The organism is Streptomyces sp. NPDC088910 (assembly GCF_044749865.1).
Lineage (GTDB): Bacteria > Actinomycetota > Actinomycetes > Streptomycetales > Streptomycetaceae > Actinacidiphila.
Genome location: NZ_JBIVIV010000003.1, coordinates 209,377 through 224,195, shown reverse-complemented (window position 1 = coordinate 224,195; position 14,819 = coordinate 209,377). Strand labels below are relative to the sequence as shown.

General features: G+C 72.5%; 12 protein-coding genes. All 12 read left to right on the top strand.

Annotated features, from left to right (window positions below; all coding sequences use genetic code 11):
• Positions 1-45 precede the first annotated feature (45 nt).
• The 12 genes from mnmA (at position 46) to ACIP4Z_RS09330 (ending at position 14,440) form a co-directional block, all read left to right on the top strand.
• The gene (gene mnmA, locus ACIP4Z_RS09385; protein WP_391044842.1) at positions 46-1,230 is read left to right on the top strand and encodes a tRNA 2-thiouridine(34) synthase MnmA; all 1,185 of its coding nucleotides are present in this window, start codon (positions 46-48) and stop codon (positions 1,228-1,230) included.
• On the top strand, positions 1,227-1,757 hold the full coding sequence (locus ACIP4Z_RS09380) for a TIGR00730 family Rossman fold protein (RefSeq protein ID WP_355348068.1): 531 nt from the start codon (positions 1,227-1,229) through the stop codon (positions 1,755-1,757). The genes mnmA and ACIP4Z_RS09380 overlap by 4 nt, the downstream gene beginning before the upstream one ends.
• Entirely contained in the window at positions 1,754-2,443 is a 690-nt protein-coding gene (locus tag ACIP4Z_RS09375; protein ID WP_355348071.1) for an SDR family oxidoreductase, read from the top strand. Before ACIP4Z_RS09380 ends, ACIP4Z_RS09375 begins: the two co-directional genes overlap by 4 nt.
• 372 nt (positions 2,444-2,815) lie before the next feature.
• Positions 2,816-4,030, top strand: coding sequence for a hypothetical protein (locus ACIP4Z_RS09370; RefSeq protein ID WP_401306202.1), 1,215 nt, complete (start codon positions 2,816-2,818; stop codon positions 4,028-4,030).
• 94 nt (positions 4,031-4,124) lie between these two features.
• Positions 4,125-5,135 (top strand): methionine synthase, encoded by a 1,011-nt coding sequence (locus tag ACIP4Z_RS09365; protein WP_355348077.1) that lies wholly within the window; start codon positions 4,125-4,127, stop codon positions 5,133-5,135.
• 25 nt (positions 5,136-5,160) lie between these two features.
• Positions 5,161-7,467 (top strand): NAD-dependent DNA ligase LigA, encoded by a 2,307-nt coding sequence (gene ligA, locus ACIP4Z_RS09360; RefSeq protein WP_401306200.1) that lies wholly within the window; start codon positions 5,161-5,163, stop codon positions 7,465-7,467.
• A 222-nt stretch (positions 7,468-7,689) separates the two neighbouring features.
• A complete protein-coding gene (locus ACIP4Z_RS09355) occupies positions 7,690-9,828 on the top strand; it encodes a putative bifunctional diguanylate cyclase/phosphodiesterase (RefSeq protein WP_401306198.1) in 2,139 nt (712 codons plus the stop codon).
• A gap of 212 nt (positions 9,829-10,040) precedes the next feature.
• Positions 10,041-10,337 carry an Asp-tRNA(Asn)/Glu-tRNA(Gln) amidotransferase subunit GatC gene (gatC, locus tag ACIP4Z_RS09350; RefSeq protein WP_355348086.1) on the top strand — a complete coding sequence of 99 codons (297 nt, stop codon included), beginning with the start codon at positions 10,041-10,043 and terminating at the stop codon, positions 10,335-10,337.
• Positions 10,338-10,341: 4 nt separating this feature from the next.
• Positions 10,342-11,835, top strand: a complete 1,494-nt coding sequence (gene gatA / locus ACIP4Z_RS09345; RefSeq protein WP_355348089.1) for an Asp-tRNA(Asn)/Glu-tRNA(Gln) amidotransferase subunit GatA — start codon at positions 10,342-10,344, stop codon at positions 11,833-11,835.
• Positions 11,832-12,056 carry a hypothetical protein gene (locus ACIP4Z_RS09340; RefSeq protein ID WP_355348092.1) on the top strand — a complete coding sequence of 75 codons (225 nt, stop codon included), beginning with the start codon at positions 11,832-11,834 and terminating at the stop codon, positions 12,054-12,056. The genes gatA and ACIP4Z_RS09340 overlap by 4 nt, the downstream gene beginning before the upstream one ends.
• 29 nt (positions 12,057-12,085) lie before the next feature.
• Complete coding sequence (gatB, locus tag ACIP4Z_RS09335; RefSeq protein WP_355348095.1) at positions 12,086-13,594, top strand: Asp-tRNA(Asn)/Glu-tRNA(Gln) amidotransferase subunit GatB; 1,509 nt, start codon at positions 12,086-12,088, stop codon at positions 13,592-13,594.
• Between the two features lie 219 nt (positions 13,595-13,813).
• Positions 13,814-14,440 (top strand): hypothetical protein, encoded by a 627-nt coding sequence (locus ACIP4Z_RS09330; protein WP_401306195.1) that lies wholly within the window; start codon positions 13,814-13,816, stop codon positions 14,438-14,440.
• Positions 14,441-14,819 lie beyond the last annotated feature (379 nt).

Below are 14,819 nucleotides of genomic sequence, written 5' to 3'. Positions count from 1 at the left end.
GACTTCCCTGACGCCGATCGCAAGAAGCTGCGCGTACTGGCCGCGATGAGCGGCGGTGTGGACTCCGCCGTGGCGGCGGCGCGCGCCGCCGAGGCGGGGCACGACGTGACCGGCGTGCACCTGGCGCTGTCGGCGAATCCGCAGAGCTTCAGGACGGGCGCGCGGGGCTGCTGCACGGTGGAGGACTCGCGGGACGCGCGGCGGGCGGCCGACGTGATCGGCATCCCGTTCTACGTGTGGGACCTCGCGGAGCGCTTCCGGGAGGACGTGGTCGAGGACTTCGTCGCGGAGTACGCGGCGGGCCGGACGCCGAATCCCTGCCTGCGCTGCAACGAGAAGATCAAATTCGCCGCGCTGCTGGACAAGGCGCTGGCGCTGGGCTTCGACGCGGTCTGCACCGGGCACTACGCGACCGTGCTGGTCAAGGACGACGGCACGCGCGAGCTGCACCGGGCGAGCGACGCGGCCAAGGACCAGTCGTACGTGCTCGGCGTCCTGGACGAGCGGCAGCTCGCGCACGCGATGTTCCCGCTGGGGGACACCCTGACCACCAAGGACGAGATCCGCGCGGAGGCCGAGCGGCGCGGGCTCGCGGTGGCGCGCAAGCCCGACAGCCACGACATCTGCTTCATCGCGGACGGCGACACCCAGGGCTTCCTGGCCAAGCGCCTCGGCACCGCGGAGGGCGCGATCGTGGACGAGGACGGCGCGCGGGTCGGCACGCACACGGGCGCCTACGGCTTCACCATCGGCCAGCGCAAGGGCCTGCGGATCGGCGTCCCCGCGGACGACGGCAAGCCGCGCTACGTCCTGGACATCTCGCCGGTCGACAACACCGTGACGGTCGGCCCCCTCGACGCTCTCGACGTGACATCGCTCACCGCGATCAAGCCGCGCTGGTGCGGCACCCCGCCGGCCGGCCCCGCCGCGTACACCGCGCAACTGCGGGCGCACGGCGAGGACGTACCGGTGACGGCGGAGCTGGTGGACGGCGAGCTGCGGGTCGGCTTCGGCGCGCCGGTGCGCGGCATCGCGCCGGGCCAGGCCGTCGTGCTGTACGACGGCACGCGCGTCGTCGGCTCGGCGACGATCGCCACGACGGACCGGGCGGGTTCGGCCGCGGACCGGGCCACCGGCGACCGGACGGACCCGCGGCCGGAACGGACCGCCGCCGTGAACGCCGATCAGGCCGCAGGAGCGCGCGCGGGCGCCGATACCGTGACCGTATGAACATCTGTGTCTTCCTCTCCGCCGCCGATCTCGACGAGCGGTATACGGCCCCTGCCCGTGAATTCGCCGAGCTGATCGGGCGCGGCGGCCACACCCTGGTCTGGGGCGGCTCGGACGTCGGCCTGATGAAGGTCGTCGCGGACGGCGTCCAGGAGAGCGGCGGCCGGCTGGTCGGGGTGTCGGTGGAATTCCTCCGGTCCAAGGCGCGGGAGAACGCGGACGAGATGGTGACCGCGGTCGACCTCGCCGAGCGCAAGGCGGAACTGCTGCGGCGCGCGGACGCGATCGTCATCATGGTCGGCGGCACCGGCACACTGGACGAGGCCACCGAGATCCTGGAGCTGAAGAAGCACGGGCTGCACGCCAAGCCCGTCGTGCTGCTCAACAGCGCCGGTTTCTACGACGGGCTCAGGGAACAACTGCACCGGATGGACGCGGAGGGCTTCCTGCCGCTCCCGCTGGCCGATCTGGTGGCCTTCGCCGACACCGGCGAAGAGGCCATGACCTACCTGACGGAGAACGTGTGAGCATCCACCTGGTCACCGGAGCCGGCTCCGGCATCGGCGCCGCGGTCGCGCGCGGGCTGCTGGAGCGCGGCGACGAACTGTGGCTGCTGGCCAGGGACGCGGGCCGGGCCAAGGCACTGGCCGCCGCCTTCCCCGGCGCGCGGACCCTGGTCGGCGACCTCGCCGAGCCGTCCCGGCTGTCCTGGGCGCTCGGCCACCAGTCGCCGCCCGACCGGCTGGACTCGCTGCTGCACATCGCGGGCGTGGTCGAACTGGGCGACATCGGCGACCTCACCCCGAAGGTGTGGAACGAGACGCTCGCGGTCAACCTCGTCGGCCCCGCCGAGCTGACCCGGCTGTTCCTGCCCCAACTGCGGCTCTCCCGCGGCCATGTGGTCTTCGTCAACTCCGGCGCCGGACTCGACGCGCACGCGCAGTGGGGCCCGTACGCGGCCAGCAAGCACGGCCTCAAGGCCCTCGCGGACGCCCTGCGCCGCGAGGAGCACGCCAACGGCCTGCGCGTCACCTCCGTCTTCCCCGGCCGCACCGCCACGCCCATGCAGGCCAAGGTGCACCAGCAGGAGGGCAAGCAGTACGACGCCGAGCGCTGGATCGCGCCCGAGTCGGTCGCCACCACGGTCCTCACCGCGATCGACCTGCCCCGGGACGCGGAGATCACCGACCTGACGGTCCGACCGGGCCGGTAACGCCTCGGGCGCGCCTGACGGCGGCGGTGTGCCGCCTCCGGCACGGCTGACGGCGACGGCTGACGGCTGACGGCGACGGCGGGGTGCGGGCTGTGGCGGGTGGCGCGCGCCGCGCGTGAGGCCGCCCGGTGCCCGGTCATGCGTCGGCCCCGGACCGGCGCGTCGCGTCTCGGCGGCCGGGGGCGCGTCACGTTTCGGGCGGGCGGCCCCCCCGCCCCGCCGGTTTCGGTGGGCTTCCCGCAGGGGGCGGTCGCCCAACCGTGTACTTATGCCGGTCGATTGCTCCGGCGCAGCCGATATCCGACCGCTTTCGTCACTTCCGCACCTTAAGGTCATCCGCGCCCCACCCCGATCCGAGGGAGCGGACCGACCATGGCCTCTGCCACCGCAGTACCCCGGCCGAGCAGCGCCGGGCGGGACGTACGGACCCGCGCCGAGGCCGCCCTGCGGCTCGCCGCCCCCGCGCTGCTCGGCTACGGCGCCGCCCGCGCCCTCGGCATCGTCCTGCTCTGCTACTTCGCCGAGCGGCGCGGCCGTTCACCCGGCACGGTGCTGTACGGGTCCTGGGACTCGCGCTGGTACCAGGACGTGGTCGAGCACGGCTACGACCGTACGGTCACCGGGATGCCCAACGCCTGGCACGGCTGGAGCAACCTCGCGTTCTTCCCGCTGTACCCGGCGCTCTGCCGCGTCGCGGACGCGGTCCTGCCGGTCGGCGACGCCAAGGCGTCCTGGCTGGTCTCGCTGACCGCCTCGATGGCCGCGGCCTGGCTGATCTTCCTGGTCGGCAACCGCCTCCACCGGCGGCGTACCGGCGTCATCCTCGCGGTGCTGTGGGGCTGCCTGCCGCACGCGCTGGTCGAGAGCATGGCGTACACCGAGTCGCTGTTCACCGCGCTCTGCGCCGCCGCCCTCTACGCCACCCTGGCCAAACGCTGGGTGTGGGCCGGGACGTTCGCCGCGCTGGCCGGACTCACCCGGCCCACCGGCGTCGCCATCGCCGCGGCCGTCGGCCTCACCGCCGGGCTCGCCGCGGTCCGGGCACTGCGGCAGCCGCGCGAGGGACCCTGGTGGGGGCCGGTCTGGCGGCCCGCGCTCGGCATGCTGCTCGCGCCCGCCGGATGGCTGGCCTTCGTCGTCTGGGTGGGCGTGCGCGTGCACCGCGCCGACGGCTACTTCGCCGTCCAGGAAGCCTGGGGCAACCGCTTCAGCAAGGGCGGCTACCTGCTGCGGCGCTTCCGCTGGGTCTTCCTCGGCCCGCGCGGCAGCGACGTCCCCGTCGCCTTCGTCGTCGTCACCCTCGTCGTCGTGGCCTGCTTCGCGCTCTTCGCCTTCAGCCTCGTGCAGCGCCAGCCGCTGCCGCTGCTGCTCTTCAGCGGCGCGCTCCTCGCCGTCCTCACCCTCGGCGCGGGCGTCTACATCGCCCGCGCCCGTTTCCTGCTCCCCGGCTTCCCCCTGCTGATCCCGCTGGCCCGCGTCCTCGCCCGCACCCACCCGCGCACCATCGCCTGCACCCTCTCCTTCGCCGCCGTCGCCTCCGCGATCTACGGAGTCCACCTGTCGCTGGTGTGGAACGGCCCGCCGTAGGGGAGGGCGGCCGGCAGGAGAGGACGACCGCCGGAGGAGAGGGCGACCGCCGCGAGGGAAAGCGACCGGCCGCGGAGCGCATACGCTTTCGGACGTGAGTACCCAGACTGACTTCTCCCTGCCCGCGGGCACCGCGACCGGTGTCGGGTCCATGCCGGGCGGCGACGCCCGGGAGGCGGCGCGGGTGGCCGTGGAGGCCACGGCGGGCATGGCCTTCCTGCCCGAGCTGCCCGGCCGGGGCCCCGGCGCCGACATGATCGGCCGGACCCTCGGCATGCTCGTGGACCTCTACGCCCGCGTGGAGCCCAGCGGCTGGCGCTTCGGCGACCGGCCGGGACGGGACTCGAAGCGGGCCACGTCCTGGCTCGGCGAGGACCTGGACGCGCTGGAGGAGTTCACCCAGGGCTACGAAGGGCCGCTCAAGATCCAGGCGGTCGGCCCGTGGACGCTGGCCGCCGGGGTCGAGACCCGCAACGGCGAGGCCGCGCTGCGCGACCACGGGGCCGTACGCGACCTGGCGGGATCGCTCGCCGAGGGCCTGCGGCTGCACGTCGAGGAGGCGCGCCGCCGGGTCCCCGGCGCCCAGATCGTGCTCCAGCTCGACGAGCCGTCGCTCACCTCCGTGCTGCACGGCAGGATCAGGACGGCCAGCGGCTACCAGACCTACCGCGCGGTGGACCGCGCCGTCATCGAGTCGACGCTGCGCGACCTGATCGCGGCGGTCGGCGCACCGGCCGTCGTCCACTCCTGCGCCCCCGAGGTGCCCTTCGGTCTGCTGCGGCGCGCCGGGGTCGTCGGCATCTCCTTCGACTTCGACCTGCTCACCGAGCGTGACTGGGACGACTTCGGGGAGGCCGCGGAAGGCGGCACCGCGCTCTTCGCCGGTGTCGTCGCCGGCAAGGATGCCCCATTGTCGGACCCTGGCGGTAGCGTCAGTGGTGTTCGGGCGCTGTGGCGCAGGCTGGGGCTGGCTCCGGGGGCATTGGGCTCCTCGGTCGCGGTCACCCCTTCCTGCGGTCTGGCGGGGGCCTCTCCGGCCTATGCCCGTGCCGCCCTGGTGCACTGCGCGAAGGCGGCGCGATCGCTCGTCGACAACCCTGAGTGAGGGAAGGGACAGTTTCGTGGCAGCCGTGGACGACGACGCAAGCCGGGGCGAGGCGAGCGCGGCGGAGATCCCCGCCGAGGCACGCGAGGAGCACGCACGCCTCGCCGAGCAGATCGAGGAGCACCGCTTCCGCTACTACGTCAACGACGCGCCCGTCGTCAGCGACGCCGAATTCGACACGCTGCTGCGCCGACTCGAAGCGGTCGAGGAGGAGCACCCGGGCCTGCGCACCCCCGACTCGCCGACCCAGAAGGTCGCGGGCGCGTACGAGACGGAGTTCACCTCCGTCCAGCACCGCGAGCGGATGCTGTCGCTCGACAACGCCTTCGCGCCGGAGGAGCTGGCCACCTGGGCCGAGCGCGTCGCCGCGGAGCTGGGCCCGCCGGACAACACGCACAGCCCGTACCACTTCCTGTGCGAGCTGAAGGTCGACGGCCTCGCGGTCAATCTGACGTACGAACAGGGCCGCCTCACCCGCGCCGCCACGCGCGGCGACGGCAGGACCGGCGAGGACATCACGCCCAACGTGCGGACGATCGCCGACATCCCCGACCGGCTCGCGGGCGACCGCGTGCCCGAACTGGTGGAGATCCGCGGCGAGGTGTACTTCCCCGGCGAGAAGTTCGAGGAGCTGAACGAGCGGCTGGTCGAGGCGGGCGACAAGCCCTTCGCCAACCCGCGCAACGCGGCGGCCGGTTCACTGCGGCAGAAGGACCCGCGGATCACCGCGAGCCGCCCGCTGCGCATGGTGGTGCACGGCATCGGCGCCCGCCAGGGCTTCGACATCGACTGCCAGTCGCACGCGTACGAGCTGCTGCGCGAGTGGGGCCTGCCGACCGCCCGCTACAACAAGGTGGTCGACTCGCTCGCCGAGGTCTCCGACGTCATCGCGTACTACGGCGAGCACCGGCACGACGTCGAGCACGAGATCGACGGCGTCGTGGTCAAGGTGGACGAGATCCCGCTCCAGGGACGGCTCGGCTCCACCTCGCGGGCGCCGCGCTGGGCGATCGCCTGGAAGTACCCGCCCGAGGAGGTCAACACCAAGCTGGTGGACATCCGCGTCGGCGTCGGCCGCACCGGGCGCGTGACGCCGTACGCGGTCGTCGAGCCGGTGACGGTGGCGGGCTCCGAGGTCGAGTTCGCGACGCTGCACAACCAGGACGTGGTGAAGAAGAAGGGCGTCCTGATCGGCGACACCGTCGTGCTGCGCAAGGCGGGCGACGTCATCCCGGAGATCCTCGGGCCGGTCGCGGACCTGCGGGACGGCAGCGAGCGGGAGTTCGTGATGCCCGCCGAGTGCCCGGACTGCGGCACCGCCCTCCAGCCCATGAAGGAAGGGGACATCGACCTGCGGTGCCCCAACGCCCGCTACTGCCCTGCCCAGTTGCGCGAGCGGATCTACTACCTCGCGGGCCGCAAGTGCCTCGACATCGAGAACTTCGGATACGTCGCCGCGACCGCCCTGACGCAGCCGCTGGAGCCTTCCGAGCCGCCGCTGAAGGACGAGGGCGACCTGTTCGGCCTGGAGATCGAGGAGCTGCTGCCGATCCGCTCCTACGTACTCGACCAGGACACCGGCCTGCCCAAGCGGGACGCCGACAGCGGCGACGAGAAGATCGTCACCTTCTTCGCCAACCAGAAGGGCGAGCCGAAGAAGAACGCGCTGGCGATGCTGGAGCACATCGCCGCGGCCAAGGAGCGCCCGCTGGCCCGCATCCTCACCGGTCTGTCGATCCGTCATGTCGGCCCGGTGGCAGCCGAGGCGCTGGCCCGCGAATTCCGCGACCTGGACCGGATCAAGGACGCCGCAGAGGAGGAACTGGCCGCAGTCGACGGCGTCGGCCCGACCATCGCCGCGTCGGTGAAGCAGTGGTTCGCCGAGGACTGGCACCTGGAGATCATCGAGAAGTGGCGGGCCGCGGGCGTCAAGTTCACCGAGGAGGGCTCGGACGAGGGACCGCGTCCCCTCGAAGGACTCACCGTCGTCGTGACCGGAACACTGGCCGGACACACCCGGGACGGCGCCAAGGAGGCCCTGGTCAGCCGCGGTGCGAAGGTCACCGGCTCGGTCTCCAAGAAGACGAGTTTCGTCGTCGTCGGCGACAACCCCGGTTCCAAGTACGACAAGGCGCTCCAAGTGAAGGTGCCGGTGCTGGACGAGCCGGGCTTCGCCGTCCTGCTCGAACAGGGGGCCGAAGCCGCCAGAGCCGTGGCGGTGAATCCGCCGGAGGCGGCGGAAACGGAGGAAGGTGCCGCGGACGAGCCGGTGGCCGAAGACGCGGAAGCGGCGGACGCCGACGGCACAGAAACGGCCGCCGAATCCGGCTGAATGGCCCTGGGATGTCACCCGTTCGGCCTATATCAGAATACGGCGATCGCCCAGGTCGCATTCCGGGAACCCCTGCCGATCGGTGCCCGAGGTGGCGTGTCACGGCCTACTGTTGAGAAGCGCGCCCGCCGGGCATGAACCTTCCAGCGGCCTCAGCGGGTCCCACCGCGGGCACCGGCGCGGTGGACCTGCTTGCCACACCAGGCTGCGAGAGGGACGGGCATGGAAACGACGGAGGGCGTCGTAGCGGCGCCGCTGCCCAGCAGCCAGGCCGCGACACCGCTCCCGTGCGCGACCCGGCCGTCGATCCGGATAGGGGTGCCGGCGGTGGCCGGTGCCGCGCTCGTCGCGGGCGTCGTCCGCATGGTCGTCAGCGGCCACGCGCTGTTCCCCGGCGGCACCATCGGCTGGGCCCTGGCCGTACTCACCGGCATCGTTGTCGGCCACCTGGTCGCGATGGGCCGCGACCGCTGGTGGGGCGGCACCGGATCCGGCGCCGCCCTCACCCTCGCCATGCTCCTGCTCTACGGCTGGGTGCCCGCCGTCCTCGTCAGCCTCGCCGTGGTCGTCCTGGTCGGGGCCGCCCGCAGGCACCGCTGGCGGGAGGCCGCCCTGCACGGTGCCATCGACATCCTCGGCATCGGCGCGGGCGCGCTCACCCTCTACTGCTTCGGCGACCACCCCTCCGTCGAGGGCCCCTGGCGGCCCGCCGCCTGGACGCTGTCCGCCGCCCCGGCCATCCTCGTCACCGCGTTGGCCTATCTGACCGCGACCCGGCTGCTGCTGTGGCTCGCGTTCGCCCCGCGCGGCGGCGGCCTGCCCACGGTCGCGCGCACCGCGCTCATCCGGCAGGGCATGGTCGGCGTCGCCCTGCTCGGCATCTCCCCGCTGATCCTGGTCGTCGCCTGCGACATGCCCGTCCTGCTGCCGCTGTTCTCCGTCCCGCTGATCGCGCTGGACTCCACCTTGTGGATCGCGCACGCGCGCGCCGAGGAACAGCTCCGCGACCCGCTCACCGGCCTGCCGAACCGTCAATGGCTCCTGGAACGCGTCCGGTCGGCGCTCGACATCGCCCAGGGACGCGGCGAGCGCAGCGCCCTGATCCTCATCGACCTCGACAAATTCCGCTCGGTCAACGACACGCTCGGGCACCTCGCGGGCGACCGGCTGCTCCTCCAGGTCGCCGACCGGCTGCGGCTCGCGCTGCCGCGCGGCGCCGAGGCCGCCCGGCTCGGCGGCGACGAATTCGCCGTTCTGCTGCCCATCTGCGACTCGCCGACCCGCGCCCAGCGCGTCGCCCGCGCGCTGGCCCTGGCGCTCGGCTCCCCGATCAGCCTGGACGGCCTGACCCTGGTGCTGGAGGCCAGCGCCGGGGTCGCCGTCTTCCCCGACCACGCGGTGGACGCCGAAGGGCTGCTGCGCCGCGCCGACGTCGCGATGTACCAGGCCAAGCTGGACCGCAGCGGCGTCGAGGTCTACGAGGCCAAGCGCGACGGCAACACCCCCGACCGGCTCGGCCTGCTCGGCGACCTGCGCCGCGCCCTGGACGCCGGGGACGTCCAGCTCCACTACCAGCCCAAGGTCCGCTTCGACGGCCAGGTCGCCGGACTCGAAGCGCTGGTGCGGTGGGAACACCCGGAGCGCGGCCGGGTGAACCCCGAAGAGTTCATCACGATGGCCGAGACGTCCGGGCTCATGCCGCAGCTCACCGAGTACGTCCTCGACACCGCCCTCGCACAGGTCGCCCGCTGGCGCCGGATGGGCCTCGAAGTCCCCGTCGCCGTCAACGTCTCGCCCCGCGACGTCCACAGCCCCGGCTTCGCGGGCGCCGTCGCCGCCCGCCTCGCCCGGCACCAGGTCCCGCCGGGCTCGCTCCAGTTGGAGATCACCGAGCACGTCCTGCTCGAAGACCCGCAGCGCGCCGCCGACACCCTCAACGGGCTCACCGGACACGGCGTCAAGATGTCCCTCGACGACTTCGGCACCGGCTACTCCTCCCTGGTCCACCTGCGACGGCTCCCCGTCAGCGAACTCAAGATCGACCGCTCCTTCGTCGCCCGCCTGGTCATCGACAACGAGGACGCCGAGATCGTGCGCTGCACCATCGACCTCGCCCACTCCCTCGGCCTCCTCGTCGTCGCCGAGGGCGTCGAGGACGACGAGACCTGGGAACGCCTTCGTGACCTGCGGTGCGACGCCGTCCAGGGGTGGCTCGTCGCCGCCGCCATGCCTCCCGAGGAAGCCACGGCGTGGCTGCGCGCCCGCGGTGAACGAGGGTGGCAGCGGCCTGTCGCCGCGCTGGCGGCGACGCCCGAGCCCGAGCCCGAGCATTCGGCTCTGCCGGAGATCCGCCGACCCTGACGCGCCCATGGGCACGGCCCTTGTGCGTCCGCTTGCGCAGGTGGGCGCGCCCCTGAAAAGCAGGGCCCCGCGTCAGCGCACCGTACCGGGGCCGCGCCCCCGAAAAGATCGGGTTGCCGCGCGCGGGAGGGAAATGGGGTCTGGGGGCGTGCCCCCGGGCCCGTAGGATGAGGGGTCCACCGACATCTCACCCCGCAGAGGATCGCAATCGCATGCCTGGCATCACGCGCGAGGAGGTCGCCCACCTCGGCAAGCTGGCACGGCTGGAACTGTCCGCCGACGAGCTGGACCACTTCGCCGGACAGCTCGACGACATCATCGGCGCGGTAGCCCGCGTGTCCGAGGTGGCCGGCGAGGACGTACCGCCGACCTCGCACCCGCTGCCCCTGACCAACGTCATGCGCCCGGACGACGTCCGGCCGTCGCTGACCCCGGAGCAGGCCCTGTCGGGCGCCCCGGCGCAGGAGCAGCAGCGCTTCAAGGTGCCGCAGATCCTGGGGGAGGACTAAGACCATGACGGACATCATCAGGCTGACCGCCGCTCAGACGGCGGAGAAGATCGCGTCCGGCGAACTGACCGCGGTCGAGGTCACCGAGGCGCACCTGGCCAGGATCGAGGCCGTCGACGAGAAGGTGCACGCCTTCCTGCACGTCGACCGCGAGGGCGCGCTCAAGCAGGCCCGCGCCGTGGACGCCAAGCGCGCGGCGGGCGAGCCGCTCGGCCCGCTGGCGGGTGTGCCGCTGGCGATGAAGGACATCTTCACCACCGAGGGCGTGCCCACCACCGTGGGCTCGAAGATCCTCGAAGGGTGGATCCCGCCGTACGACGCGACCGTCACGAAGCGGCTGAAGGCCGCCGACGTGGTGATCCTCGGCAAGACCAACATGGACGAGTTCGCGATGGGCTCCTCGACGGAGAACAGCGCGTACGGCCCGACCGGCAACCCGTGGGACCTGACCCGTATCCCCGGCGGCTCCGGCGGCGGTTCGGCCGCGGCGCTCGCCTCGTACCAGGCCCCGCTGGCCATCGGCACCGACACCGGCGGCTCCATCAGGCAGCCCGCCGCGGTGACCGCGACGGTCGGCGTGAAGCCCACCTACGGCGGCGTCTCGCGGTACGGCATGGTCGCCTTCTCGTCCTCGCTCGACCAGGGCGGCCCCTGCGCCCGTACGGTGCTGGACGCCGCGCTGCTGCACGAGGTGATGGCCGGGCACGACCCGCTCGACTCCACCTCCGTCGACGCGCCGGTGCCGCCGGTCGTCGAGGCCGCGCGCAACGGCGGCGTGGCGGGCCTGCGGGTCGGCGTCGTCAAGGAGTTCGGCGGCGAGGGCTACCAGGCCGGTGTCGTCCAGCGGTTCAACGAGTCGGTGGAGCTGCTGCGCGACCTGGGCGCCGAGATCGTGGAGATCTCCTGCCCGTCGTTCACGTACGCGCTCGCCGCGTACTACCTGATCGCGCCGTCGGAGTGCTCCAGCAACCTGGCCCGCTTCGACGCCATGCGCTACGGCCTGCGGGTCGGCGACGACGGCACGAAGTCGGCCGAGGAGGTCACCGCGCTGACCCGTGACGCGGGCTTCGGCCCCGAGGTCAAGCGCCGCATCATGCTCGGCACGTACGCGCTCAGCTCCGGCTACTACGACGCGTACTACGGCTCGGCGCAGAAGGTCCGCACGCTGATCACCCGGGACTTCGAGAAGGCATTCGAGAGCGTCGACGTGATCGTCTCGCCGACGACGCCGACCACCGCCTTCCCGATCGGCGAGCGCGCCGACGACCCGATGGCGATGTACCTCGCGGACCTGTGCACCATCCCCGCGAACCTCGCGGGCAACGCGGCGATGTCGCTGCCCTGCGGACTGGCCCCCGAGGACGGGCTGCCGGTGGGACTCCAGATCATCGCACCCGCACTCAAGGACGACCGGCTCTACCGGGTCGGCGCCGCCGTCGAGGCCGCCTTCGTGAAGAAGTGGGGCCACCCCTTGCTAGAGGAGGCACCCCAGCTATGAGCACCGTGAAGAAGAAGGGCAAGCCGGGCACGTACCTGGCCATCGGCAGCACGCTCTTCGCGGCCTTCAGCAACATCAAGAAGGTCCGCACCGCCCGCGGCGAGCAGGACACCCTCCAGTTGGTCGACGGCCTGATCCGGGTGGCCGCGGTGGCCACCGGCGTCGCCCTGCTCATCCGCGAGCTGCGCCAGGCGAACGACGACGACATCCTGACCGGCTGACCGGACGGACTGAGAAGGTAGAGGGAACTGTGACCGTCACGGAGCTGCTGTCCTACGAGGACGCGCTGGCGTCGTACGACCCGGTGATGGGCCTCGAGGTCCATGTCGAGCTGGGCACCAGGACCAAGATGTTCTGCGGCTGCTCGACCGAACTGGGCGCCGACCCCAACTCGCAGACCTGCCCGACCTGTCTTGGCCTGCCCGGCGCGCTGCCGGTGGTCAACGCGGTCGGCGTGGAGTCCGCGATCAAGATCGGCCTCGCGCTCAACTGCGACATCGCGCAGTGGTGCCGCTTCGCCCGGAAGAACTACTTCTACCCGGACATGCCGAAGAACTTCCAGACCTCGCAGTACGACGAGCCGATCGCGTACAACGGCTATCTGGACGTCCAGTTGGAGGACGGCGAGGTCTTCCGGGTGCAGATCGAACGCGCCCACATGGAGGAGGACACCGGCAAGTCGCTGCACGTCGGCGGCGCCACCGGGCGGATCCACGGCGCCTCGCACTCGCTGCTGGACTACAACCGCGCGGGCATCCCGCTGATCGAGATCGTCACCAAGCCGATCGAGGGAGCGGGCGCGCGCGCCCCCGAGGTCGCCAAGGCGTACGTCGCCGAGCTGCGCGAGCTGATCAAGGCGCTGGGCGTGTCCGAGGCCCGGATGGAGCAGGGCCAGATGCGCTGCGACGTCAACTTGTCGCTGCGCCCGCACGGGCGGGAGAAGTTCGGCACCCGCAGCGAGACCAAGAACGTCAACTCGCTGCGCAGTGTGGAGCGGGCGGCCCGCTTCGAGATCCAGCGGCACGCGGCGGTGCTGTCCTCCGGCGGCACGATCCTCCAGGAGACCCGGCACTTCCACGAGGAGGACGGGTCGACGACCTCCGGCCGGATCAAGGAGGAGGCCGAGGACTACCGGTACTTCCCCGAGCCCGACCTGGTGCCGGTCGCCCCGGCCCGTGACTGGGTCGAGGAGCTGCGCGCCGGCCTGCCCGAGCTGCCGCGGCTGCGCCGCAAGCGGCTCCAGGAGAGCTGGGGCATCGCCGACCACGAGATGCAGTCGGTGCTCAACGCGGGCGCGCTCGACCTGATCCTCGCCACCATCGACGAGGGCGCGGACGCGGCGGCGGCCCGTAAGTGGTGGATGGGCGAGCTGGCCCGGCACGCCAACGAGTCCGGCACCGAGCTGGCCGATGTGCCGATCACCCCGGCCCAGGTGGCCAGGGTCGCGGCGCTGGTCTCGGCGGGCGACCTCAACGACAAGCTGGCCCGCCAGGTCATCGAGGGCGTTCTCGCGGGCGAGGGCGACCCCGACCAGGTGGTCGACAAGCGCGGCCTGAAGGTCGTGTCCGACGACGGCGCCCTGGGCGCGGCCGTGGACGAGGCCATCGCGGCCAACGCGGCGATCGCGGACAAGATCCGTGGCGGCAACCTGGCCGCGGCGGGCGCGCTGATCGGCGCCGTCATGAAGCTCACGCGCGGGCAGGCGGACGCGAAGCGGGTCCGTGAGCTGGTGCTGGAGAAGCTGGGCGTGCAGGGCTGAGGCCAGGCCGCCCGCGCGTGCCGGACGGTTATACGAGGGCGGTTCCCGGTGGCGGGGGCCGCCCTCGGCCGTGGGCGGCCCACGTCGCCGGAGGGTGGCCTCGGCCGTGCCCGGCGACGTGAGTCGGCCGGGATGTGGACAGTGGATCTCACAGGTTGAGGCGGGCACTCTCAGACGACTCTCAGTCCGCTCTCAGAAAGCATCCCTACGGTGCGGACCATGGAGACCACCAAGCCCCCCACAGTGACCGACGCCGAGAACGAGAGCGGGATGGAGAGCGGGACCGGGACCGGGACCGCGTCCGCGCAGGAGAAGCCCGGCACCCCCGCCGCGGAGACCGCGGCCGACCTCGAAGTCGTGGACGAGACCGACTACGAGGTGATCGGCGACGGAGCCGACGCCGACGAGGAGGACGACGCCCTCGCCGCGGAGCCCGCGGCGCCGTCCGCCGCCTCCGCCATCGTGACCGGCGCCGCCGCCGTCGCGGGCGCCGCGCTCGCGCTGTCCTCGCTCACCGGCACCTGGCTCAGCAACGTCGTCTCCCAGCGGCAGGGCCTGATCGGCCAGATCAAGACGTCCAGCGGCACCGCCAAGCAGCAGATCGCCGCCGGATACGGCACGCCCTGGCACGCGATCGCCCTGGTCAACGGCATCTTCGCGGTCGTCGCGCTGATCGTCTGCGGCGGAGTGCTGCTGCACCCGGCCTCCCGGGCCCGCGCCGCCCGCGGCCACTGGAGCCAGGCGCTGGCCTGGGGCGGTGTCGTCCTGGCCTTCATCGGCCTGCTCATCGCGGGCGCCATGTGGTTCGACGTGTTCGCCGACCTCCCTACGGTCCCCGCGTCCTGACCTCCGCGCGGTGAGCGTCTAAGGCACCCGCACCCCGTACGGGGCGGCCGTCTAAGGCCCCCTGGGGCCGAGAGTTGCGGCAACTGCCCGATGTGGCGGGACCCCCTTGGAGACGAAGCTTGTGGCATCGGAACAAGCACATCATCCAAGGGGAGAGACCGATGTTCGCTTACGAACTCCAGCAGGCCCGCCGTGACGACCTCCAGCACCGCGCCGACGCCTGGCGGCTGGCCCGGGACGCCAAGGCCGCCCGCGACGCCGCCCGCAGGAACCGCAGGACCACTAGGACCGCCGCCCGCACCGGCACCGAGGCGGACTCGGCCGCGGAGGCCCCCGCCTCCCCGCGCCCGTCCCGCGGCCGAGCCCGCCACCAAGCCGC

Coding starts and splice junctions, on each gene's coding strand:
- mnmA (WP_391044842.1), top strand. CDS start 46: ATGAGCGGCGGTGTGGACTCCGCCGTGGCGGCGGCGCGCGCCGCCGAG.
- ACIP4Z_RS09380 (WP_355348068.1), top strand. CDS start 1,227: ATGAACATCTGTGTCTTCCTCTCCGCCGCCGATCTCGACGAGCGGTAT.
- ACIP4Z_RS09370 (WP_401306202.1), top strand. CDS start 2,816: ATGGCCTCTGCCACCGCAGTACCCCGGCCGAGCAGCGCCGGGCGGGAC.
- ACIP4Z_RS09355 (WP_401306198.1), top strand. CDS start 7,690: ATGGAAACGACGGAGGGCGTCGTAGCGGCGCCGCTGCCCAGCAGCCAG.
- gatC (WP_355348086.1), top strand. CDS start 10,041: ATGCCTGGCATCACGCGCGAGGAGGTCGCCCACCTCGGCAAGCTGGCA.
- gatA (WP_355348089.1), top strand. CDS start 10,342: ATGACGGACATCATCAGGCTGACCGCCGCTCAGACGGCGGAGAAGATC.
- ACIP4Z_RS09340 (WP_355348092.1), top strand. CDS start 11,832: ATGAGCACCGTGAAGAAGAAGGGCAAGCCGGGCACGTACCTGGCCATC.
- ACIP4Z_RS09330 (WP_401306195.1), top strand. CDS start 13,814: ATGGAGACCACCAAGCCCCCCACAGTGACCGACGCCGAGAACGAGAGC.